The following is a 22,324-nucleotide window of genomic DNA, read 5'->3' on the forward strand; positions in this document are numbered from 1 at the left end:
AATGGCTAAAATTAAAGTTGGGTTTGGGTTTGATGTGCACCAGCTAAAGCAACAGCACCCTTTTATTATGGGCGGGGTAAACCTGCAGCATACATCGGGCGCTTACGGGCATTCGGATGCTGATGTGCTTTTACATGCCATTTGCGATGCCTTGCTTGGCGCGGCTAACCTGCGCGATATTGGGTTCCACTTTAAAAATACCGACGACCGCTGGAAAGGCATCAGCAGCCTGGTGCTATTGCAGCATGTGATGGTGCTGCTGAAAGATAAAGGTTGGGCAATTGGCAATATCGATGCCATGGTTTGCCTGGAGGCGCCAAAGATAAACCCGCATATCCCCGCCATGAAGGCCAATATTGCCCGGGCAGCCGGTATTGACGAGGACGATATCTCCATAAAAGCTACCACTAACGAGCAAATGGGCTTTATAGGCCGCGAAGAAGGCGTAGTGGCTTATGCGGTTTGTTTGATCGAGAAGATCTAACCTACTTGTGTTTGAGCTTAACTTTTACCGAATCAGCTGTAAAAGCCTTGTAAGCATCCGGAAATTTCTCATCGTCCAGGTAAATTTCAATTACCCCATTTTTGGCTATACCGCCGTATTTACTAAGCGATACGCTATCCTTCAGGATATTAATAGATTTGAAGTGCTGTGGATTTAAGGCATTAAGCGGTGCCGTATTTGCGAATGTATCCGATTTAAAGATCAACCGGTTGTGCGAATAAATGAGGTATAATGGCGGATGCAGTAATTCCCCCTTACTGGGCGCGCATATCCGGATAATCACATCTTTTCCCGGTGTACCCGGATCTATCAATGGCTTCAATTCTTTTTGTGCTGAAGCGAAGCCGGATATAAGCAACAGGGCGATAAGTGGTAAAATGAATTTCATGGTTTGATATCGTTTATACCGGTAGGATGCAGGGATATGGATAATTCCATAATTAAAAATAAAAATTTGATGTATGATCGTAAAGTCCCTGCCTAATCCCTGGCGGTCGACAAGCAATAATCCTTCCCAATATGCTTAAACGTAAAGTGGTGATACCCCACAAAGCTTTTAATAATGGCTTGTAGTTTACCGTTTTTGTTATAATTATTGGGGGTGAAGATATAAAGCGTACCCGCTTTGCCGGCAAACTTTTGTGTGGTATAGATGCTTTCGGGTGTTTCATCATCGATGGTGATCACACGGTTTTGTTTAATCTCCATGGCCATGTCCGGCCCTGTTACCACAAAAACGGCATTGTTGCGGTACAGGTTATCTAACCGTAGCAGTTCATCAATTGTAGCCTTGTCATATACCTGCTGGCTTAATCCAGAAGGGCCTTTTGGCGATAGCTTATTGCCATTATAATTGACATAAAAAGTAACAACCCCTATGCAGATATAAGCCCCCCATAGCATAAAAAACAGTACCCTGGTTAGTTTGGTTTTAAATAACAGGTAAATAAAACCCGGCATAAACAACAGGCCAATCATCCGGAAGTGCCGCCCCTCGTACGATATGGTTGCCTGTTTGAGGTACATATAACTAAAGAACAGGGTGCCTAAAACATAAAAGCTAATCACTACGATCACATATTTTTTATCGGGCGAAAGCCTGCCGATAAAAAATAGATAAGCGATGCAGCAAGCCGAAAAAACAAATAATAGCATTACCGCCCAGTGATAAGAGATGGTTGGCGCATCGGTTTGATAGATCAGTCCGTGAAATAATTCATCCACTGAAAAACCGGCGACCATAGGCGATGCCAGCGGAAAGCCAAAAGTTTCGGGCCGGATAAGGACAGGGCCCTGGTCGGACGTTGGATTGTCGCCTTTGGAGAGGTAACAAATATAAATAACCGCTAAAGCGCTGATAAACGGAATGGCCAATAACAAGCCGTTTTTTAACCAGGTCCACAGGGTTTGCTTATGATCCCATAATGTTTTTTTGTTGCTGTAAAAGGTTTGGTTAAGCGATACGTTTACCCATATACAGCCAACAGCCGCGGCAAACATCCATAATACCGACGATTTTGCAATAAAGCCGATCAGCCCGCCAATAAACACATAGATTAAAGCCTGCCAGTTTATATTTTTAATGCCGAAGCAGCCATATAAAAACCAGCCCAGGAAAGCAAAAAGCAAAACTTCGCCGCCGGTAAAATAGGTAAATGCCATAAAAGAAAATAGCTGGCTGGCTATAAAAGCCACACTGATGGCCGATAGCCATTTAGAAAATCCCAGCCGCGTAAACAGCTTATAAAACCCGGCAATGCCCAATAAACCGCAAGTGGTAATGGTTAACGCTACGGCACGGCCGTTATTAACCCCGAATAGCGTTTTGAAAAAATAAGGCAAAAGATATTGCCCCGGCGACCACCAGGCTAAAAACTCATAGTGATCTTTGGCAATATTATGCGGATCGGGGCTTACCAGCATATTAAAAGGATGGCCTTGCTCCATGCCATGCATAACTAAAAACCCCCAGCAGGGGTCGGGGTCTATACCGGGCGGCGTTATAAAGGCCATAGTGCCCAATACTACTACAAACAGGCAGGTAATTAATATTAAAATGCGGTGCTGATCTTTTTTAAAGTATTGCAGGATAGGGTTGAGGTTCATTTATTAAGCCGGGGTTTTGCTTTTTTTTGAAGGGAATATTTGCTTGAGATTTGGTTTACTAACCGACTAATTTAAACTAAAAAATTAGTATTTTAAAATGGGGTTGAAATATGTGATATAACTGTTTAAAGTACCGGTAGGTTAGAATATGTGCGGTGTATTGATACGTTTGGCCGTATGCTGGCGAGGTAAGGCCTGATTATTGGTTTTAATGCCGTATGCGAACTTATATCAAATATCTGATGATGTTTATAACCAGCGAAATTATCCCAAGGCCAACCAAATAAATCCAGTACTTTTTAACCGAACTCCATCCATCATTATGGGAATATTTTGCCATTAAGCCCATTCCCACAAACAAAATTGATGTAAGTACTTTGAGGAAAATTCCAAAAGTCATAAAAGGATGAGTTAAATATTTTGTCTGCTACTTCCCCGTCTCCGCCTTTTTCATCGTTACCGTCCCCGTACGTTTTAATACGCCCCAGCCGCTCAATTCGCCTTTGAGGGCACGGCGAATGGATTTAAACAGTACCCAGTACATCAACTGGCGCCATACAAAGCGCTGCGGAATAATATAAACCAGTTTTTTGTAATCTTCCTTTTCCATCCAGAAAGCCAGCAGGGATACCAGCAGGTCAATTACAATAAATGCCACATAATAATACACTATTTTAAGCGGATTATCGCTAAACAAGCCTACTATCATCATCAGGTCGGCCAGGGGCGAGAAGAGCGGTAATATGATCTGGAACAGCAGGATATTGGGCATACCCACCATACCGAAGAACTTGTACTTTTTGTTAAACAGCGCGTCTTTGTTTTTCCAAAAACTTTGTATCACCCCAAAACTCCAGCGGAAGCGTTGCTTCATCAGCGCGCTTAATACTTCCGGCGCTTCGGTATAGGCGATGGCATCGTCGCAATTGCGCACAATGTAGCCCAGTTTCAGGATCCGCATGGTCAGGTCGCAATCCTCGGCCAGGGTATCGGTAGTGAAGCCGCCCGCCTTAAAAATGGCCGATTTCCGGAACGCGCCGATGGCGCCCGGCACAACGGTAATGCTGTTGAGCAGATCGAAGGCACGGCGGTCCATATTTTGGGCGGTAATATATTCAATGGCCTGCCAGTTGGTGATCAGGTTATGGGCGTTACCTACTTTAACGGTACCGGCCACAGCGCCAATCTCATCATCGGTAAAATACCGCATCAGGTGATATACGGCATCATTTTTTAGCTGGGTATCGGCATCAATACAAATAACATAATCGTATTTAGAATGGGTGATACCAAAGTTAAGCGCCGATGCTTTGCCGCCATTGGGTTTGGTTAAGATCTGTACCAGCGGATGATCGCCATAGGCTTCCTGCACAATTTGATAGGTATTATCCTTTGATCCGTCGTCTATAAATATGATCTCGAAAACAGGATAGTCGATTAACAATAAGCTTTGTATGGTATGCAGAACGGTTACTTCTTCGTTATAACCCGGTACAATAATGCTCACAGGCGCCAGTGTCGAAGCATCGGGCATGTGCTTTTCTTCATTTTTATTATCAATATACTGCCTGATGGCCAGTATAGCTATTAAGATAATACGGCCTACTGCCAGGAAAATGGCGGTAAAAAAGATAAACTGCAATACATAATTGCTATAAAAATAACCGGTAATAAATATATCGTACATTTTACCGGTAATGCTACCAGCGCCTTCATCCTTAACTACCGGCATCAGGTCGTCACGGGTTTTATCCAAAATATCGGCTATGGTGGTAAACTGGTAACCATGACTTTTAAAATAATGGATAATGCGGGGCAGCGCCTTCACGGTTTCTTCGCGGGTATCGCCGCCGGCATCGTGCAGTAATATCACCGAACCCAAAGTATGGTAACGAATGGTACGGGCTACAATGCTATCAGCGGTTACGCCCGGCTGCCAGTCCCAGGGGTCAATACTTTCGCCAATATTAATATAGTTTTGTTTACGGCTTTCAGCAACGGGTATCACCTCGGCCAGGGTTTGCGGCTCGGCATCGGCATTAAAAGGCGGCCTGAACAGGATAGTGCTGCGGCCCGTAACCGATTCTATGAGTTTACGGGTAGCATTGAGTTCCAGCTTTACGCGCTCAATACCAATAGTTGATATATCGGGGTGAAAATAAGTGTGGTTACCTATTTCATAGCCTTCATCATAGATCCGTTTCAGCAGGGGGATATTTTTTTCGGCCATCGACCCTACGATAAAGAAAGATGCCGGGACTTTTTCCTTTTTCAGGATATCCAGGATGCGCGGGGTATAAGCCGGATCGGGCCCATCGTCAAAAGTGAGTACTATTTTGCCTTCTTTATAACCATATTTCCTGATCACATATTTAGTGGGCAGTTTTTTATATTCCTGGTGGGTAATAGTGAAGGTTTTAGGGTCCATTGTTAACCTGATCACGCCGGTATCGGGCGTAGTGATCAGGTCCAGCACCTCGCCATCGCCGGCATAATCTATATGGTCATTTAAGCCTACTTTGGTTAAGCTGGTCTGGTCGATCCCGGTTTTGCGCAGCGAGTCAATGGAAAGGTTTTTTTGGAAGAAGGTCCATAAGCGGGGGTCTTCAAAGCCGATCCGCCACAGCGCTACACCTCCTGTGGCCCAATCATCGGCCATGCGGATAATATTAAAGTTAGCCGCGGCATCGGTAAAATATACGGTGTGTTTACTGCTATCCAGCGCGGTGTACGAATAATGGAGGTTAGCCGATTCGGGATCGAATATCACTTTCTTTTTATTCTCGTGCGCGGTACTGATGGCCTGCTGGTAGCCTACAGCAGTGCCCTGGCTATTTTCGGGCCAGTCAAAACCGCCACCGGCTATGGTTAGGATAACCTTGCTGCTGGGTATTTCTGTACATACCTTATCCAATATTTCCTCTACCCAATGCTGGTGCGAGATATCGCCCGCATCGCTGCCGTCGTTATGCTGGTCTACCGCGAAAATAAACAGGAAATCATTATATTTTGCCAGTGTTTTCAGATCGTACGAATCGTCCCCGGGCATCACATTATGGGTAACCAGGAACTTTTGCGGATGCAGGGTTTCATACAATTCCTTTACAAAGGCAACATAATCTTTACTCCGGCGGTTGGCCACGTCCTCCAATTCAATATTAATACCCTGAAGGTTATATTTGGTTAGCTTGGCTGCAATATCATTGATTAAAACGGTACGTAACTTTTTGCTTTTAATAATGCGGTTTACATCTTTTGAATCCATGTAACCGTTTTGATTATCAACGTTGATATAGTTATTAAAAGATATCAGTAAAGGTTTGTTATAACGCCTGTTTAGATTGATCAGCCCCGTATCCAGCTTAACTGTTATGGTGTCTTTTTTTGGTGTAATTACAAAGCCCTCGCTTACAATCATGTCCAGCTTGGCAATATGGTCAACCAGCGATGTATAGGCCTGCGGCTCCCAGGGGCGGTAAAAGCCGGCATTAATACGGTCTTTATTGTTAGGATGTTTAAGGCGGTGCAGGCGCAGGTTGTGGCGCAGTTTGGCCAACTCCTCGGTATCCATTTTAAAAGCGTCAAACTTCCTGGTCTTTTTAATATAATCAAGATCGGACTTTGAGAGTTTTTTTGGCGCCTGGTTAAGGTAAGGCAGGGTAGGGTAGCTGGTTGAGTTAATAGTTATAATTACAGCTACGATGCCAAAAAGAAGGATGAGGATCAGCGCGCGGCTAAGCCACTTAAAACGGTTCCACCTACCTGGGGTATCAGCTTGAAAAACCTGTTTGTCAGCCATTAAAGAATGTAATTAGCTATTCAATAGAGTGTTATAAATACAGGGGCTGAATTATTTATGTGCAGGCTTGCCTTGTTCGACATTTGAAAAATCAACACCGCACTTACAATTACTGCCACATCCCTTTTTTACAAACAGCTGGTTATAAAACATTCTGCCAATATAAAGTAGCGCCAGCGCAAACAATACCGCAATGATGATGCCTTGTATCATGGTGCAAATTTAATATAAAGTATATATGATATACGATAATATGGCAATAATAGTATTAAATTATGATTTTTTGATGAAGGCTACCGTGCCGCCAACCCAGTCAAAATCCTTATTGTAGCGTACACCGATCATTTTACCACGACTTAAACGGCCCAGTGTAATGGCCAAAGTGGGCTTTTCGTCGCCGTCGGGCCACAGGTATAAAACCCTGATCTCGGCCTTTACACCGCCATCCGGAGCTTGTATAGCCGGTTCGTAATTTACTTTTTCCTGCAGGATCCAGTTTTCGGGGTCCTTAATTGCTTTAATGTCTTTGTGGGCTACGTCTATAATTACGCCTTGTCCGGCAAACGAGAACAGGGGCTTCAGAACGTAATTTTCCAGATCTGCGGGGATAGCCTCTACCTCATTCAGGAATTGTGTTTTAGGGACATAATCGCCCGTTAAAAACGGCATGGTAAATTTACTGATGCGATAAAACCAGTTGGGGTGGGTTACCCATTCCACATCCAGCGGCTGGCGGATATCAACTACTTTAGTAAATAGCTCAGGGTCGCCGTCTATCTCGTCAAATATCAGCCGGTTATAAATGCGCCTGATCCTTTTTAGTTCACCATCGGCCTGGTAATAAAGTTCGTCGCCTTTCTGGATCAGTTGGTGCAGGGATACCACGGGTATACCCAGCATATCCTGTGTAATATAAAAATCGACCGCAGTTTTTTGCTGAGGCGCGTTCACATCCATCAGTACCACTTCATCAGGCTGATGAGGGCCAATAATGGTTTTGCGCAGCAGTTTCAGGTAGCTGGTTTTATTCAATTTACCTAAATAGCCGGTCCACTTTTTGGGAATATTAAATGCCTGGTGATAATGCTCATCGGCATAAGCCTGGAAACCGAATAACGAGGGAAAGCCCTGCAATTCTATCAGTTTTGGGGTGAGCTGGCCATTTTCATCGCGACAAACGCCAAAATCCAGCGCTATTACATGGGGGTGATCGTTCTCATTAGCTACCCACCATTTGTTAGGGATGGCCCTTTCGGTGATCTCTTTAAAACCGGGTTGCATAATGGTGTCAATAATATCGTCCCCGGCGCTTAGCAGCTTAGCATAAAAATCATCCGAAATAAAAATAGGCGTTTCGGCCATCCTGAAAGGGATAGGTTCACGCAGGCCGGCATTAATATCAGTCAGGAACTGACGATATTTTTCACCGGTGAATTTAGCGTTGAATGCTTTGCGTGCTGATGGATCCATTTTTCTTGATTATTTAAGTCATCCCGAACTTGTTTCGGGATCCCACACAATAAGTGACCTGTATGATGAGTTGCCGAAACAAGTTCGGCATGACATAGTGACTAAACAAAACTCAAAACCGCTTCATCCAAAAAATTCGGGATCAGTGTGTTTTGCGTATGCATGATCTTGTCCGGATCGTCCAGGCGTTCCAGCATATCGTTGTATTTGTCCCTTCCGTGTTCGCTGATCACTTCGTGCTTACGGTCATCGTTCATCAGGTGCATCTTCATGCCCTGCGCATCGGCTTCGGGATGAAATTGTGTGCCGATAAAATACTCGTTAAAGCGGATAGCCATCATGGCGCGGGGCAGATCGACGTAAGGGCGTTCCTTTTCGATAGCCAGTAACTGCATGCCCAGTTCGGTAAAACGCTTTTCATCAGGATGGATCACCTGCCAACTGCGGGAATCGACGGTGTAGAATAGATCGGACAGGTTATCCAGCACAGGCTCGTTTTTGCCGGCCGGGGTTAAATGCACCGGCAAGATCCCAAAAGATGGCGACCGGCGCTTGTTGATCAACCCCAACTGATACCTGCGGCACATCATCTGGAACGAGTGGCATACAAACAACACATGTTTTTTCTGCGGCGCGTCTGATTGATTGTGGGCTTCCAGTTCGTCCATCAAAGCCATAAAGCCGATATCCCATGGCTCTGTCTCGCTGCTCAGCGGATCGCCGGGGCCGCCGCTGCAAATGTAAATGTCAAATCCGGTACCCGGTATTTCGTTATTGCCACGGGTATCAAAAACCTGGTATTGCAGGTTCAGGCTGTGTTTAGTACGGTATTTATCCAAAATCTCCTGGAAACCGCGCATGCCCTGGTTGGCAATACCGGCGTACAGATCGATAATGGCTACCTTAATAGTTACCCCCTCTAAATTTCCCCCGAGAGGGGAGACTTCTTTATTTGTTTTAATCTCTTTTAAATCCACTTCTATTCCTTATTTCTTAAGCCCTCTCTTTTGGGGAGGGTTGGGAGGGGGGTCTATAATCCCTTCAATGTTTGCGATGTGATAAAGTCTACCACATCTGCAAAGTTATTATTTTGGTTGTAAACCGCTAACTGCCTGTCGGCGCCGGTGCCATGTTCCAGTATTTTTAAAACATAATTTAAATGGTGGCGGCTGCCCAGGTCATCTACCACGTCATCAACAAAATCCAGCAGTTCCATAATCAGCGCGCGGGTATTCACTTCCATTTCCTTACCGAAGTCGATCATTTTCCCATCGATACCGTAACGTGCGGCCCGCCATTTGTTTTCGTTAATCAGGGCGCGGTTATACGTAATAAAGGTCATGTTCTGCATACGCAGCTTATATAGTTTGGCGCAAAGAGCCTGGAACAGGGCGGTAAAGGCCATGGTCTCATCCACCAGCATCGGGCAATCGCAAATGCGGAACTCGATGGTTTCAAAGAACGGGTGCACCCTGATATCCCACCAGATTTTTTTGGCGTTATCAATACAGTTGGTTTTCACCAGCAGCTTCACGTAGTTATCGTAATCTTCAATACTGGCAAAATAATCGGGGATACCCGTGCGTGGGAATTTATCAAACACCTTGGTGCGGAACGATTTATAGCCGGTATTGCGCCCCTCCCAAAACGGCGAGTTGGTTGAAAGCGCATACACATGCGGCAAAAAGTACCGTACCTGGTTGGCAATATGGATAGCCATATCGCGCGATTGGATACCTACATGCACATGCAGGCCGAAGATGAGGTTACTGCGCGCGGCTTCCTGCAACTCATCCACAATATCAAAATAGCGCGGATGATCGGTAATCAACTGGTGCTGCCAGTGCGAGAACGGGTGCGTACCCGCCGCGCCGATGCGCAGACCCAGATCACCGGCCAGTTGGGCAACGGTGAGGCGTAGCTTGGCTACTTCCTTGTGCGCTTCCTCGGTGTTGCGGCAAATGTGGGTACCCACTTCTACCACGGCCTGGTGCATTTCGGCCTTTACCTGGTCTTCGTGGATCTTTTGCGCGCCGTCCACAATTTTTTGCTCGTGCGATGTTAGCTCCCGCGTAACGGGATCAACCACCATAAATTCTTCTTCAACACCTAAGGTAAACTCGTTCATAATTGGTTAGGTTATTAGCCTCACCCTAAGTCCCTCTCCAGAGGAGAGGGACTTAGAGGAGGAATTGTTCTTTCATCTTTGCCTCCCTCTCCAGAGGAGAGGGAGGGGGTGAGGCTCTTATTTCTTAACAGCCGGCTTCTTCGCCGCAGCTTTAGCCGGTGTTTTTTTAGCCGGTAATTCGCCAACGCTTGCATCTCCTTTAACCGCTTTAGCTGTAGCTATCAATGGCTTGCCCGCGGCCGATGTTTTTACATACTCGCCCCAGGTTAAATTGTCCTGGTTGTCTTTTTGTTTTTTGGCGCGTTCGATGGCGTAATCGGCCGATGTTTCCACCACCCAGTCAAAGTTTTCCTGGCCTACACTGGTCACTTCGGCATCGGGGGCGGGGTTGCAAAAGTCGATAGCGTAAGGTATGCCGTTGCGCACGGCAAATTCTACCGTGTTAAAATCGTAACCTAAATATTGGTTTAGTTTCAGCACGTAATCTTTAACGGTATCCAGCAGTTTTTTTGATGCCGGGGCTTTGCCATGCTCGTAACGCAGGTTATGTGGGTTGCGTGGCTCGTACTGCATAATGCGCACGTGTTTGCCGCCAATGCAATAGCAGCGGAAGTAATCGTCAAAAATAATTTCCTCCTGCAGCATCATTACGTATTGTTTGGTTGTATTTGTCCCAAAGGTCATCCAGACTGTTGATCTGGTAAACTTCTTTCCAGCCGCCGCCGTCAAAAGGTTTCATATAAGCCGGGAATCCCACGTAAGTGAAAATGCCTTCCCAATCCAGCGGGTAAGCCAGGTTGCGGAATGATTTTTCGGTGGTATCATCCGGCAAATCCTTTGATGGCAGGATAACCGTTTTTGGTACCGGTACGCCAATCTTAACGGCCAGGGCGTTGTTAAAGAACTTCTCGTCGGCGCTCCACCAAAACGGGTTATTGATAACTGCGGTACCGCACATGGCGGCATTTTTTAACGCCGCGCGGTAAAAAGGCACATCCTGCGAGATCCGGTCGATAATGACGGAGTAGCCCAGCGATTGGGCCTGCATTACCTTATCTATGCGGACAAACTCGGCGCTAATGTCCTTGCCTCCTGTTTTCTGGTTCACGCGATCGACAAATGCCTGCGGGAACGAATTTTCCTGTCCGAAAAGGATGCCTATTTTTTTCATATGGTAGTTTATGTTATCCTGTTAATTCCTGATTCTTGTATCTATATTCTTGCTTCTTACTTTATCATCGACAAATAATGCGGGAACATCTCGCGCCAGATGGGCCAGTCGTGGTTAGCAAACGGGCGTACATCCAGCCAATGATTAATATGCTTAGCGTTCAAAATGTTTGACATGGTGATATTATAGTCTTTACACATATCATGTTCGGATGTACCCAGTATGATATTCATTTTCCACAGGTCGGGGTTATTATCGCCTGGCATAAAATCAACCGGGTTATTGTAAAAAATGTCGTCGTTATAAAAGCCGTCGGTAAACTGCTTAATATCAAAAGCGCCGCCCATGGTAAACAGGTTGCTCACCTTATCGGGATGCTTAAAGGCAAAGTTGGCCGCATGATAGCCGCCAAAGCTGCAACCGGCAACGGCCACTTTATTTACCCCGGTTTCGTGCATAGCCCAGGGCGCCAGTTCTTCGTTCAGCATCCTATCGTACCACATGTGATTATAGGCGCGGGCGGCGGGGTGTACTTCTTTGTTGTACCAGGTGAGGTGGTCTATACTATCCGGACAGTAAATCTTTACCAGTCCCTGCTCAATAAACCAGCGCGCGCTTTCAATCAGGCCCTCGTCCTTGTTTTGAAAATAGCGGCCTTTGGTTGTAGGGAACAGGATCAGCGGGTAACCTCTGTCGCCAAAAACCAGCATTTCCAGGTCGGTACCCAGGTTGTGCGAATACCAGCGGTGATATTGTTCTGTCAAAATAATATTATTTTATGATGGTAATATAACTGCTTTGTTTTAAAAAGACAATGGTTTGAAGATAATACTCCATTATTGCACGAATGTTTTTTGAGTTGACACGAATATTTATGAAACAAACACGAATGCTTTCGAATTGGACGAATGACACGAATTTTTATAAGCATGGTAATTAATTCGTGAAATTCGCTTAATTGTATCAGACCTGCAGATAATTCGTGTCTCGTTCCAATTGTTTCGTATAAGTAATATTACCATGTTTAATTTTATGTTTAGGCCTATAAGCGTACTTTTGCAGCTTTAAATAATATGACCATGTATTTGTGCTGGCCCGATATAGAGATGACCGTTACTGAAACCCCGATCACCCTAACATCCGAACACCTGAGCCGTGAGGTTACCTGTACGCTATTGATGCCGGATGAACTGACCGGCACCGAACCGTTAAATCTGCTGTTATTAAACGACGGACAGGAAGCTGAAAACCTGAAACTGAACGATACCCTGCAGGAATTATATAACACCGGCCGCTTAAAACCAACTGCCGTAGTAGCTATTAATTGTGGCGAGGAGCGCATACAGGAGTATGGTACCGCCGGTTTTCCGGATTTTAAAAAGCGGGGGGCAAAAGCAGAGGCTTATACCCAGTTTATCCTGGAAGAGTTATTGCCCGAAGTAAAAAAACAACTGGAAACCGAAGAATTTGATACGGTGGCTTTCGCCGGATTTTCGTTGGGGGGACTTTCCGCGCTGGATATTGCGTGGAACCATCCGGATGTGTTTGATGTGGCAGGTGTATTCTCCGGCTCGTTATGGTGGCGCAGTAAGGACCTGGGCAAAGGCTATACCGAAGATGACCGCATTATGCACCGCATTATCCGCGATACAGATGGCAAACCCGAACTGAAATTCTGGTTCCAAACCGGCACCAAGGATGAAACCGCCGACCGTAACCGCAACGGTATTATCGATGCTATTGACGACACTATCGATCTGATTAAAGAATTGCAGGCCAAAGGCTATACCCGCCAGGATATTACCTATTTAGAGATGGTAGGCGGCGAGCATAACGTAGCTACCTGGGCTAAGGCTATGCCAAAGTTTTTATGTAAGGCGTTTGGGAAGTAGGGTTATTTGGTAAATGTTGCTGAATTAAGAAAAGCCTCCCCGGCCTCTGCTTTAGCTTTTTGCGGAACTATAGTAAAAAAATTATAAATTTTAGTGCCGTATATTACCATCAACATTTTAAATTGCTTATGATCGGCATCAATGCCTGAAGACGTATAACTGGTTAAACCTTGCCAGGTGCCCATTTTAAATGGTTGTAATTGCAAATTGCCGGCACCTTGCTCTATGCCCATTCGTAATTGATCAGCAAATTCGGGGCTTTCCTTTATCGTGGCTACAGTGGCAGAATCTACATTAGCCATTTTATTTAAATCTATTACCGTAATTCCGTAGCCAACGCTGTCAACCCCTACAGCACCCATAGTCCCCGGAATCAGCTCTGCGGGCTGTTTGGGAAATTTAATTGAAATATGGTTGTCTGCTTTGTAAGTGATCCAACCGTCTTGTGCCTGGGCAATAAAAGTTGTTAATAATACAAATGTGATTAAGGTAAATAGTTTTTTCATGAGCTGAAAGATAGATAATTTCCTAATAAGAGGAAACATCTGCAAAAGAAACTTCTTATTAATTTGTCATTCTCCACATTACCTTTCTGTTAATCCCGCGCCGATGTTGGTGTTGTCACCAACATCAATAAGGCCCGCTTTAAGATATCCACCACTGTTGTTGGTGACAATACCAACAAGGGCACAGGGGGTACTTCCCAGCAGGAAGCTATTTACTAAAGGTCATCGAATCAAAAAAACTATCGGCTGTTTTACTATCAACTTTCGCGGGTGTTTTTGCTGATAGGCTATATATAGTAGTTCCGTATACTACCATGAAGAGTTTATACTGCGTATTGGCGGTACCCGTACCCGATGAGGTATAGCTGGTTAAGCCCTTCCATGTGCCCAGTTTAAACGGCTGCAGTTCAGCACCCTTGGCTGTTCTTTGCATCCCGGCCCGTAATTGGTCAATAAATACCGGGTTTTCCTTCATTGCTGCCAGGGTAGCGGAATCAAGATTAGCCACTTTATGCACATCTATTAAGGTAATTCTGCAGGCAACACTATCTGCAGTAACTGCTCCAACAGTACCGGGCTGTATCTCTGCCGGTTTTGACGGGAATTTTAGAGAAACGTGGTTATCAACTTTGTAATCAACCCAGCTGCTTTGGGCTTTGGTAATCACCGAGGTTAACAGGAACAGCGCGATAAGGTTAAGGATATTTTTCATTCCACCAAAATATAAAATATTTATCTGCATCTATTCAATTATTTCAACATTGTAACAGGTTCTCTTCATTTTGTATTAGGGTAAAGGTGATTTGTATACATAGATGGACTAATTTGTAAATCAGGCAGGTTTTTTGTAAATTAGCATTATCATGAGTACTGCAGAGTTAATCGAGTTGATAGAAAAACTACCTGCTGATAAGCAAAAGGAGGTGGAGGATTTTATCCGTTATAAAATTGTTGCGGACGCTCAACCTGCACATGTTGTAGCCGAACCGCAGCCAAATAATGGCAGGGGGTATGGTAGTTTGAAAGGATTAATAACCTATATTTCAGATGACTTTGATGAACCACTGGAGGAAATGAAAAAATACATGTAATAGCATTCGGATCCTTCCCATCGAAACACAACATCTCAATTCACTTTTAACTCTCCCTCAACATCATAATGATCCCTTCGATAGACTTATGATCGCTCAGGCCATCTCAGAAAATTTAACAATTATTTCTGCTGACCGGCATTTTCCGCAATATCCTGTTAACCTAATCTGGTAATTAATTTGTCATTCTCCACATTACCTTTCTGTTAATCCTTTTAAATCCCATATATTAACCCTACCTTTGCGCAAAATTTAAGAGGCGCATTTCAATGCAAAAAATCAGAAATATTGCGATTATCGCACACGTTGACCACGGCAAAACTACTTTGGTTGACAAAATCCTGCACAGCTGTGCAATTTTCCGCGAAGGCCAGGAAACTGGTGAGCTGATACTGGATAACAATGACCTGGAACGTGAGCGTGGTATTACCATCGTATCTAAAAACGTTTCGGTAATGTACAAAGATGTTAAGATCAATATTATTGATACCCCTGGTCACGCCGACTTTGGCGGCGAGGTGGAACGTGTATTGAAAATGGCCGACGGCGTATTGCTGCTATGCGATGCCTTTGAAGGCGCCATGCCGCAAACCCGTTTTGTAACCCAAAAGGCTTTGGCTTTAGGCCTAAAACCAATTGTGGTTGTAAACAAGGTAGATAAAGAGAACTGCCGCCCCGAAGAAGTTTACGAACAGATTTTTGAATTATTCTTCAACCTTGAAGCAACTGAAGACCAACTGGATTTCCCGGTGATCTACGGTTCGTCTAAACAAGGCTGGATGAGCACCGATTGGAAAAAACCAACGGAAGATATTTTCCCTTTAATGGATTGCATCCTGGAAAACATTCCGCCTGCACCTATTAATGATGGTACCCTGCAAATGCAGATCACTTCGTTAGATTATTCGTCTTTCGTAGGCCGTATCGCTATTGGCCGTGTGGCTCGTGGTACTATTAAAGAGAACCAACCGGTATCTTTAGTAAAACGCGATGGCACCATCCAAAAATCACGTATAAAAGAATTGTATACTTTTGAAGGCTTGGGTAAAGTGAAAGCTACATCGGTAAGCGCCGGTGATATTTGCGCGGTTGTAGGTATTGATGGTTTTGATATTGGCGATACCATTGCCGATTTTGAAAAACCGGAACAACTGGAAGTTATCCATATTGACGAGCCTACCATGAACATGCTGTTCACCATTAATACTTCACCGTTTTTTGGTAAAGAAGGCAAGTTTGTAACCTCGCGCCACTTACGCGATCGTTTGTACAAAGAGATGGAGAAAAACCTGGCGCTGAAGGTTGTTGAAACCGAATCGCCTGACTCATATTTAGTATACGGCCGTGGTATCCTCCATTTATCGGTACTGATCGAGACCATGCGTCGCGAAGGGTACGAATTACAGGTAGGCCAGCCACAGGTTATTGTTAAAGAAATTGACGGCGTTAAATGCGAGCCGGTGGAAACATTGATCGTTGATGTGCCGGGTGAAGTTGCCGGTAAGGTAATTGAACTGGTTACCCAACGTAAAGGCGATCTGTTAGTAATGGAGCCAAAAGGCGATTTACAGCACTTAGAATTTGATATCCCCGCACGTGGTATTATCGGCCTGCGTAACAACGTATTGACGGCTACCGGTGGCGAGGCTATTATGGCCCACCGCTTTAAAGCTTACGAACCATGGAAAGGTGTTATCCCTGGCCGTTTAAATGGTGTACTGGTATCTATGGATACAGGTAAAACCACTGCTTTTGCTATTGATAAACTGCAAGATCGTGGCAGGTTCCACATCGATCCGGGAGTTGATGTTTACGAAGGACAGGTATTGGGCGAGCACATCCGCGATAACGATTTGGTGATCAACTTAACCAAAGGCAAGCAATTAACCAATATGCGTGCTTCAGGTAGCGATACCAACGTTAGGATTGCACCGGCTATCAAATTCTCGTTAGAAGAATCGATGGAGTATATCCAGGCTGATGAGTACATTGAGGTAACCCCGCAAAGCATCCGTCTGCGTAAGATCTTCCTGAACGAGAACGAGCGTAAGATTAACGCTAAGAAATTTGTGAATCAATAAAAAATAACCAGATCAGGGTAACTGGTCGCATCATATTACAAAGCCCCCGAGTACAAACGGGGGCTTTGCTTTTTAACAGAAACTTTACACTGAAACTTAAGAATTAATTTTAAATTTATTGGAAAAATAAAATAACACCCCGTGAAGAAAAACCTACTCCTTTATTTACTCGCAATTATCAGCTTAACTTCGTGCCTTAAAAAGGAAGAGACCGGGGATACGCTTAAATCGATATACATTGGCCAGGATACGCTGAAGCTTAATGTAGGCACAACCTTACAGGTGCCATTAACCATTACCCCTTCAACTTACGATAAAACTTTACTGGTTTGGAAATCGGCCGATACCTCGGTGTTATCCATCAGCAATACCGGTTTGTTGAGCGCCAAAAAAATGGGGCTTTCTAAAGTGACCGTCAGCAATCAAAAAAGCACCATATCTATCAGTTGTATGGTGTCGGTCATTGATAGTTTAAAAATGAACCTGATAGCTTATTATCCGTTTGATAACAGCCCTGACGACCTATCGGGTAATGGCAACAACGGTACGCTTTACAATGTTACAGCTACTGCAAACCGCTTTAATAAAGCTAACAGCGCTTATTATTTTAACGGCACCACAAGCTATATCACCGTGCCTGATAAGCAATCGCTGCGCTTAAATAACACCGACTTTACCCTGAATGCCTGGGTTAAGCTGGATACCTATAACGTTTTCTACGGATCGAGCATTTGGGATAAACGCGTTACCGATAACGATAACGGCTGGAGCATGATTGTGGGAGGTTATACCCAAAGCCCTGTCGGCACTATTGTGTTCGGCCCGGGCGGTACCAGTGTAAATGCTTTCGGCGCTAAAGTGCTTAACTTTAATAATTGGTATATGGTTACCTGCGTATATAAACTATCAACCAAGCAATTAAGCATTTATGTAAATGGTGTGCTGGATAGGGTTACTACTAATTTCCAATCGCCAAACGGTACCATAAGCACACTAATGTATATTGGTAAGGATAATCCAAGCATCCCGGCAAACGGATATTATTTACAAGGCGCACTTGATGATATGCGCATGTACGGCAAGGCATTAAGTACCAGCCAAATACTGCAGCTATATGCGGCAAGTAACTAAAAGCTAATCCCAACAATTAGCTGTAAAAAAGATTAAGAGCCCTGTATATCGGGGCTCTTTTGTTTTTTTATACCTTTACGGCCTGTATGCGTATCCCCAATATCCCCGGCTTCGATCAGCAAGCATTTGAAAAGTATTTTAAAAATACGGGTATGATGCTGTTTGGCAAGGTGGGCAGCCTGCTGATAAAAATGTTGGTGAACATTAAAATAGCCAATTACCTGGGCAGGTATGATAATGGCGTGTTAACGGGCTGTTTAACCTATGTTTTCTTCTTCTCGTCCATAGCCTCGCTGGGTGTAGACTTATATGTTGTAAAGGAATTGCATAGCGAGCCGCAAAAGCGCGATACTATTTTAGGTACAGCTTTTTGGTTGAAGGTGATGGCTGGTATCATCTGCCTCCCTATCATCATTATAGCGTTTTATATTTATCCGCTTAAGGATCTAACGTACCACTATATATTTGTACTTTCATTTATTGGCATTGTGCAGGCATTTAACGTAATTGATTCCTATTTCCAGTCTGAGGTAAAATCAAAATACATTATGCAGGTGCAAATTATAGGGATCGTCATATCTTCTGTAATTAAATTTATCCTTATTTATCTGCATCAGCCTATCCAGTGGTTTGTGTATGCCGGCCTGCTTGATGTTGTATTGTATTCAGCGGGATATTTTATCGCCTACCAGTCAAGGAAACTAAGTGTTTTTAACTGGTCGTTTAATTATGAATTGGGTAAAAGGCTACTTTCTTATTCATGGCCGTTAATTATTTCGGGTATTATGGTATCGGTTTATATGAAGATAGACCAAATAATGTTACTGCAAATGATGGGGGCTAAAGAGCAGGGTGCTTATGCAACAGTGGTTAGTTTAAGCGAAGCCTGGTATTTTTTCCCGTCGGTTATTGTGGCTTCGTTGTTTCCGGCCATATTAAACGCCAAAAGAGACGATCCTGAACGGTACAAAAAACGGATACAGCATTTGTACGATTTAATGACCTATATCAGCGTGTCGTTAGCATTGGTCATTACATTTACATCACATATCATATATAAACTCTATAAAACCGAGTATGCTTATGCTGCACCTGTTTTATCAGTACATATATGGGCAGGCGTGTTTGTATTTTTAGGGGTGGCCAGTACACAATATTTGATAGCCGAGGGGTATAATAAGCTTACTTTTATCCGTACCGGTTTTGGGGCTATTGTAAATATTGTATTAAACTTGCTGTTGATACCCAAAATTGGCATGATGGGTGCGGCTATTGCAACGTTGGCGGCTTATGCCAGTTCAACCATGTTTTTAATTTTTATACCTAAGGTAAGTAACCAGGCCATTATGATGTTAAAATCATTATTCCTATTTTCACTTTTTCAAAAAAACACCAAGCGTTGAGTAATTTATCATCTATTATTGAATTGCTGGCTAAGCCGGCAAGGTTACGTTCCATATTGTCGTTTAACAAAAAGGGATATTTAAAGGAAATAGGCTGGTTTAGCGCGCTGGAAGGCGGTTCGCCTGTCGATAGGCACGGCAATCCAATACCCTGGGTTACTTACTCATTTATTGATTTTATTAAGGAGCGACTTAACAAACAACATACTGTTTTTGAGTTTGGGTCAGGCAACTCCACCTTCTTTTATGCCAAATATGCAGGTAAAGTGGTATCGGTTGAGCATGATGAGCAGTGGTATAACAAAATTGTAAATGCCAAGCCCGAAAACTCGGACATGATACTGACCGAACTTAAAACCGACGGCGACTACTGCCGCGTACCGTTAACGCTAAATACTAAATTTGACATCGTTATTGTTGACGGCCGCGACCGCGTAAACTGCTGCAAGCAAGCTATAGAGGCATTGACGCCGGCCGGCGTAATTGTACTGGACGATTCGGAAAGAGAGTTTTACGTTGATGCGGTGGCTTTTTTAAAAGATAAAGGCTTTAAGCAATTATCGTTTAGCGGGATATCTCCGGGCTTATTCTACAATAAGGCAACATCGGTATTTTACAGGGCCGATAATTGCCTTAGCATATAATTTGCAATGGTTATATTTGCATTTTGATATTGATTTAAATGACAGATAAATATTTTTCGGGCAAGGTTTTATATGGGGATGATTTTACCAAAGAGCAGATCCAGCAATGGTATAATGAAGAAACTGAAGCTTACGCTGATTTGGGCAGTAAGGACGAAGAAAACTACTCCTACGGTTATCATCCGCTAAATACCCTGCACGGTTTTAGCTATCTGCCGGCCAATAAACGTTTTGAAAATGCCATGGGTATGGGCGCAGCCTGGGGGCACGAGTTTTATCCGGTGATAGATCGTATCGATAACCTCCACATGATCGAGCCGTCGGATAACTTACTGTCGGACAAGATCGCGCATTTAAAACCTATTTATACCAAACCCACCGTTGACGGGGTGATTACTTACCCCGATAATTTTTTTGATCTGATTACCTGCTTCGGTACGCTGCACCATATTCCTAATGCGCTGTTTGTATTAAAAGAGCTGTATCGCGTTACCAAGCCGGGGGGATACTTACTCATCCGTGAACCTGTAATTTCTATGGGCGATTGGCGCCAGCCACGCAAAGGGCTTACCCGTAACGAGCGGGGGATTCCTTTAAACCTTTTCCGCCAGACATTTAAAGAACTGAATGCCGAAATTGTTAACGAGGCGCTTTGCTTCAGCATGACCGCTTTTTTTCAAAGGGGCTGGAGTAAGCTTTTTAAGCGGCCTGTTTATACTTATCCGGCTTATATTTGGTTTGATAAATGGTTCTCTAAAGCACTAAGCGGTAATCTGCATTATCATGCCACTAAAAAACTGGAACGCATTGCCCCGCAAAGTGTATTTTATGTGGTGAAGAAACCATAATAAAGCCATTAGTATACCGTTTATCAACACAAACCTTTTATAGCTAACCGCATATAATGCAAAGCCTGGCACCAATAGCCTTATTTGTTTATAACCGGCCCGATCATACGCGCCGCACATTGACCTATCTGCAAAAAAATGTACTGGCCGATGAATCCCGCTTGTTTATATTTTCGGATGCGGCAAAAACAGCGGCCGATAAGGATAAGGTAGATGAGGTGCGGCAGTTGATCAAAGAGGTATCAGGCTTTAAATCGGTAAAGATAACCGAGCGTAAAGAAAACATGGGCCTGGCCCGCTCGGTAATTGACGGGGTTACCCGTTTGGTGAATGAATACGGCAAGGTGATTGTTTTTGAAGACGATTTGCTGTCATCGCCCTTTACCCTGCAGTATTTTAACGAGGCCTTAAGCCGCTATGCAAACAATGAAAAGCTGATGCATATTGGCGCTTATATGTACCCGTTAAAGGATAAAACCTTGCCGCAAACTTTTGTGTTTCGCGCGGCTACCAGCTGGGGCTGGGCCACCTGGGCACGCGCCTGGAAAAACTTTGAACCTGATATTGATGTGCTGATGGCGCAGTTTGACCAGCAAAAGATCAATCGTTTTTCGATAGAAGGCACGATGAACTTCTGGAAGCAGATGCTGGGCTTTAAAGCGGGCAAAAACGATTCGTGGGCCATACGCTGGTATGCTTCTATATTTTTAAAAGGCGGACAGGCGCTGCATCCATCACGCTCGTTGATCCAAAACATCGGGAACGATGGATCGGGTATACACTCCAATAACGAACAGATGTACCAGGTACCCATTGCACAGCAACCTATTACACAGTTTCCTGATGAGATAGTGGAGAACCCGCAGGCTTATCAGTCCATTAAACATTTCCTGCGTCACCGTAAGGGGAGTATCTGGCAAAGGGTGGTGAGGTTTGTGCGACAGAAGATTAAATAATGTGCAGATGTGCGTATATGCAGATATGCAGATGATCAGTTGTAATTAGAATATCAATCATTTGCACATACACACATCTGCATATTTGCACATTAATCAATCCTCCCGCAGCCGCTCATCGGTGTAATGGATCTCGGTTTTGCCGTGTGCCACAGGTTTACCGTTTTCATCCACACTTACAAATACAATTTTATCTACGGTTAGGATCACACGCTGACTGATCTTGTTACGCACCTGGCAGGTAAGGGTTAACGAGGTATGGCCAAAGTGGATGGCTTTAATACCCAGCTCAATAATATCGCCCTGCTTAGCCGAACTGATAAAGTTGATTTCGGACATGTACTTGGTTACGCAACCGTTGGTGCCTAATTGTATAATGGTATATATAGCAGCCTCTTCATCTATCCAGCTTAATATCCTGCCGCCAAATAAAGTGCCGTGGGCATTCAGGTCTTCGGGTTTAACCCATTTACGTGTGTAGAAATTCATGAGTGTCTTGGTATAATCGGTAAAAGTAAGTAAGATAGTTATTTGACAACTATTGCTTAGCGTTATTTGCATTTCTGCTAATTGAAGTTAATTTAGCTAACGCA

The 22,324-nt window shown here is 44.1% G+C and carries 23 protein-coding genes; 10 read left to right on the top strand and 13 right to left on the bottom strand.

Annotation, left to right across the window (positions count from 1 at the left end; genetic code table 11):
- Position 1 precedes the first annotated feature (1 nt).
- Positions 2 to 484, top strand: coding sequence for a 2-C-methyl-D-erythritol 2,4-cyclodiphosphate synthase (gene ispF / locus AC07M6_RS15710; protein WP_494890990.1), 483 nt, complete (start codon positions 2 to 4; stop codon positions 482 to 484).
- A 1-nt stretch (position 485) separates the two neighbouring features.
- On the opposite strand, the gene AC07M6_RS15715 is transcribed toward ispF, so the two are convergent.
- From AC07M6_RS15715 to AC07M6_RS15760, 10 genes are all read right to left on the bottom strand, one after another.
- Complete coding sequence (locus AC07M6_RS15715) at positions 486 to 893, bottom strand: hypothetical protein (protein ID WP_494890992.1); 408 nt, start codon at positions 891 to 893, stop codon at positions 486 to 488.
- Between the two features lie 92 nt (positions 894 to 985).
- Positions 986 to 2,611, bottom strand: a complete 1,626-nt coding sequence (locus AC07M6_RS15720; RefSeq protein ID WP_494890994.1) for a glycosyltransferase family protein — start codon at positions 2,609 to 2,611, stop codon at positions 986 to 988.
- Between the two features lie 427 nt (positions 2,612 to 3,038).
- Positions 3,039 to 6,410, bottom strand: a complete 3,372-nt coding sequence (locus AC07M6_RS15725; protein WP_494890996.1) for a trifunctional glycoside hydrolase family 18/polysaccharide deacetylase/glycosyltransferase family 2 protein — start codon at positions 6,408 to 6,410, stop codon at positions 3,039 to 3,041.
- Between the two features lie 51 nt (positions 6,411 to 6,461).
- Positions 6,462 to 6,623: a FeoB-associated Cys-rich membrane protein gene (locus AC07M6_RS15730; protein ID WP_494890998.1), complete on the bottom strand. Its 162-nt coding sequence runs from the start codon at positions 6,621 to 6,623 to the stop codon at positions 6,462 to 6,464.
- Positions 6,624 to 6,683: 60 nt separating this feature from the next.
- Positions 6,684 to 7,880: a hypothetical protein gene (locus AC07M6_RS15735; protein ID WP_494891000.1), complete on the bottom strand. Its 1,197-nt coding sequence runs from the start codon at positions 7,878 to 7,880 to the stop codon at positions 6,684 to 6,686.
- Positions 7,881 to 7,981: 101 nt separating this feature from the next.
- Entirely contained in the window at positions 7,982 to 8,857 is an 876-nt protein-coding gene (locus AC07M6_RS15740) for a type 1 glutamine amidotransferase (protein WP_494891002.1), read from the bottom strand.
- Between the two features lie 53 nt (positions 8,858 to 8,910).
- On the bottom strand, positions 8,911 to 10,008 hold the full coding sequence (locus AC07M6_RS15745; protein WP_494891004.1) for a carboxylate-amine ligase: 1,098 nt from the start codon (positions 10,006 to 10,008) through the stop codon (positions 8,911 to 8,913).
- A gap of 117 nt (positions 10,009 to 10,125) precedes the next feature.
- On the bottom strand, positions 10,126 to 10,656 hold the full coding sequence (locus AC07M6_RS15750) for an ATP-grasp domain-containing protein (protein WP_494891006.1): 531 nt from the start codon (positions 10,654 to 10,656) through the stop codon (positions 10,126 to 10,128).
- On the bottom strand, positions 10,628 to 11,179 hold the full coding sequence (locus AC07M6_RS15755) for an ATP-grasp domain-containing protein (RefSeq protein ID WP_494891008.1): 552 nt from the start codon (positions 11,177 to 11,179) through the stop codon (positions 10,628 to 10,630). Before AC07M6_RS15755 ends, AC07M6_RS15750 begins: the two co-directional genes overlap by 29 nt.
- A gap of 56 nt (positions 11,180 to 11,235) precedes the next feature.
- Entirely contained in the window at positions 11,236 to 11,943 is a 708-nt protein-coding gene (locus AC07M6_RS15760; protein WP_494891010.1) for an alpha/beta fold hydrolase, read from the bottom strand.
- 309 nt (positions 11,944 to 12,252) lie between these two features.
- Between AC07M6_RS15760 and AC07M6_RS15765 the strand changes: the two genes are divergently transcribed.
- Positions 12,253 to 13,071 (top strand): alpha/beta hydrolase, encoded by an 819-nt coding sequence (locus tag AC07M6_RS15765; protein ID WP_494891012.1) that lies wholly within the window; start codon positions 12,253 to 12,255, stop codon positions 13,069 to 13,071.
- Positions 13,072 to 13,073: 2 nt separating this feature from the next.
- Here the strand turns inward: AC07M6_RS15765 and AC07M6_RS15770 are convergent, their stop codons facing one another.
- Complete coding sequence (locus tag AC07M6_RS15770; protein ID WP_494891014.1) at positions 13,074 to 13,577, bottom strand: hypothetical protein; 504 nt, start codon at positions 13,575 to 13,577, stop codon at positions 13,074 to 13,076.
- A gap of 208 nt (positions 13,578 to 13,785) precedes the next feature.
- Positions 13,786 to 14,289: a hypothetical protein gene (locus tag AC07M6_RS15775; RefSeq protein ID WP_494891016.1), complete on the bottom strand. Its 504-nt coding sequence runs from the start codon at positions 14,287 to 14,289 to the stop codon at positions 13,786 to 13,788.
- Positions 14,290 to 14,440: 151 nt separating this feature from the next.
- Here AC07M6_RS15775 and vapB point away from each other — a divergent pair, with 151 nt between their 5' ends.
- From vapB to AC07M6_RS15815, 8 genes are all read left to right on the top strand, one after another.
- On the top strand, positions 14,441 to 14,668 hold the full coding sequence (vapB, locus tag AC07M6_RS15780) for a type II toxin-antitoxin system VapB family antitoxin (RefSeq protein ID WP_494891018.1): 228 nt from the start codon (positions 14,441 to 14,443) through the stop codon (positions 14,666 to 14,668).
- Positions 14,669 to 14,678: 10 nt separating this feature from the next.
- Complete coding sequence (locus AC07M6_RS15785) at positions 14,679 to 14,843, top strand: type II toxin-antitoxin system VapC family toxin (protein ID WP_494891247.1); 165 nt, start codon at positions 14,679 to 14,681, stop codon at positions 14,841 to 14,843.
- A 94-nt stretch (positions 14,844 to 14,937) separates the two neighbouring features.
- Positions 14,938 to 16,749, top strand: a complete 1,812-nt coding sequence (gene typA, locus AC07M6_RS15790) for a translational GTPase TypA (RefSeq protein ID WP_494891020.1) — start codon at positions 14,938 to 14,940, stop codon at positions 16,747 to 16,749.
- A gap of 141 nt (positions 16,750 to 16,890) precedes the next feature.
- Positions 16,891 to 17,880, top strand: coding sequence for a LamG-like jellyroll fold domain-containing protein (locus AC07M6_RS15795; RefSeq protein WP_494891022.1), 990 nt, complete (start codon positions 16,891 to 16,893; stop codon positions 17,878 to 17,880).
- An 86-nt stretch (positions 17,881 to 17,966) separates the two neighbouring features.
- Positions 17,967 to 19,283: a flippase gene (locus tag AC07M6_RS15800; protein WP_494891024.1), complete on the top strand. Its 1,317-nt coding sequence runs from the start codon at positions 17,967 to 17,969 to the stop codon at positions 19,281 to 19,283.
- Entirely contained in the window at positions 19,280 to 19,927 is a 648-nt protein-coding gene (locus AC07M6_RS15805) for an FkbM family methyltransferase (RefSeq protein ID WP_494891026.1), read from the top strand. Before AC07M6_RS15800 ends, AC07M6_RS15805 begins: the two co-directional genes overlap by 4 nt.
- Before the next feature lie 38 nt (positions 19,928 to 19,965).
- Positions 19,966 to 20,775 (top strand): methyltransferase domain-containing protein, encoded by an 810-nt coding sequence (locus AC07M6_RS15810; RefSeq protein ID WP_494891028.1) that lies wholly within the window; start codon positions 19,966 to 19,968, stop codon positions 20,773 to 20,775.
- A 56-nt stretch (positions 20,776 to 20,831) separates the two neighbouring features.
- Entirely contained in the window at positions 20,832 to 21,731 is a 900-nt protein-coding gene (locus AC07M6_RS15815; RefSeq protein ID WP_494891030.1) for a glycosyltransferase family protein, read from the top strand.
- A gap of 96 nt (positions 21,732 to 21,827) precedes the next feature.
- On the opposite strand, the gene AC07M6_RS15820 is transcribed toward AC07M6_RS15815, so the two are convergent.
- Complete coding sequence (locus AC07M6_RS15820; protein WP_494891032.1) at positions 21,828 to 22,220, bottom strand: acyl-CoA thioesterase; 393 nt, start codon at positions 22,218 to 22,220, stop codon at positions 21,828 to 21,830.
- Positions 22,221 to 22,324: the final 104 nt, after the last annotated feature.

Source organism: Mucilaginibacter sp. GW821-FHT07H05, assembly GCF_059418485.1.

Excerpts from the sequence above, each read along its gene's own strand:
- ispF (WP_494890990.1), top strand. The coding sequence starts at position 2 with ATGGCTAAAATTAAAGTTGGGTTTGGGTTTGATGTGCACCAGCTAAAG.
- AC07M6_RS15715 (WP_494890992.1), bottom strand. The coding sequence starts at position 893 with ATGAAATTCATTTTACCACTTATCGCCCTGTTGCTTATATCCGGCTTC.
- AC07M6_RS15720 (WP_494890994.1), bottom strand. The coding sequence starts at position 2,611 with ATGAACCTCAACCCTATCCTGCAATACTTTAAAAAAGATCAGCACCGC.
- AC07M6_RS15725 (WP_494890996.1), bottom strand. The coding sequence starts at position 6,410 with ATGGCTGACAAACAGGTTTTTCAAGCTGATACCCCAGGTAGGTGGAAC.
- AC07M6_RS15730 (WP_494890998.1), bottom strand. The coding sequence starts at position 6,623 with ATGATACAAGGCATCATCATTGCGGTATTGTTTGCGCTGGCGCTACTT.
- AC07M6_RS15735 (WP_494891000.1), bottom strand. The coding sequence starts at position 7,880 with ATGGATCCATCAGCACGCAAAGCATTCAACGCTAAATTCACCGGTGAA.
- AC07M6_RS15745 (WP_494891004.1), bottom strand. The coding sequence starts at position 10,008 with ATGAACGAGTTTACCTTAGGTGTTGAAGAAGAATTTATGGTGGTTGAT.
- AC07M6_RS15750 (WP_494891006.1), bottom strand. The coding sequence starts at position 10,656 with ATGATGCTGCAGGAGGAAATTATTTTTGACGATTACTTCCGCTGCTAT.
- AC07M6_RS15755 (WP_494891008.1), bottom strand. The coding sequence starts at position 11,179 with ATGAAAAAAATAGGCATCCTTTTCGGACAGGAAAATTCGTTCCCGCAG.
- AC07M6_RS15765 (WP_494891012.1), top strand. The coding sequence starts at position 12,253 with ATGACCATGTATTTGTGCTGGCCCGATATAGAGATGACCGTTACTGAA.
- AC07M6_RS15770 (WP_494891014.1), bottom strand. The coding sequence starts at position 13,577 with ATGAAAAAACTATTTACCTTAATCACATTTGTATTATTAACAACTTTT.
- AC07M6_RS15775 (WP_494891016.1), bottom strand. The coding sequence starts at position 14,289 with ATGAAAAATATCCTTAACCTTATCGCGCTGTTCCTGTTAACCTCGGTG.
- vapB (WP_494891018.1), top strand. The coding sequence starts at position 14,441 with ATGAGTACTGCAGAGTTAATCGAGTTGATAGAAAAACTACCTGCTGAT.
- typA (WP_494891020.1), top strand. The coding sequence starts at position 14,938 with ATGCAAAAAATCAGAAATATTGCGATTATCGCACACGTTGACCACGGC.
- AC07M6_RS15800 (WP_494891024.1), top strand. The coding sequence starts at position 17,967 with ATGCGTATCCCCAATATCCCCGGCTTCGATCAGCAAGCATTTGAAAAG.
- AC07M6_RS15810 (WP_494891028.1), top strand. The coding sequence starts at position 19,966 with ATGACAGATAAATATTTTTCGGGCAAGGTTTTATATGGGGATGATTTT.
- AC07M6_RS15815 (WP_494891030.1), top strand. The coding sequence starts at position 20,832 with ATGCAAAGCCTGGCACCAATAGCCTTATTTGTTTATAACCGGCCCGAT.
- AC07M6_RS15820 (WP_494891032.1), bottom strand. The coding sequence starts at position 22,220 with ATGAATTTCTACACACGTAAATGGGTTAAACCCGAAGACCTGAATGCC.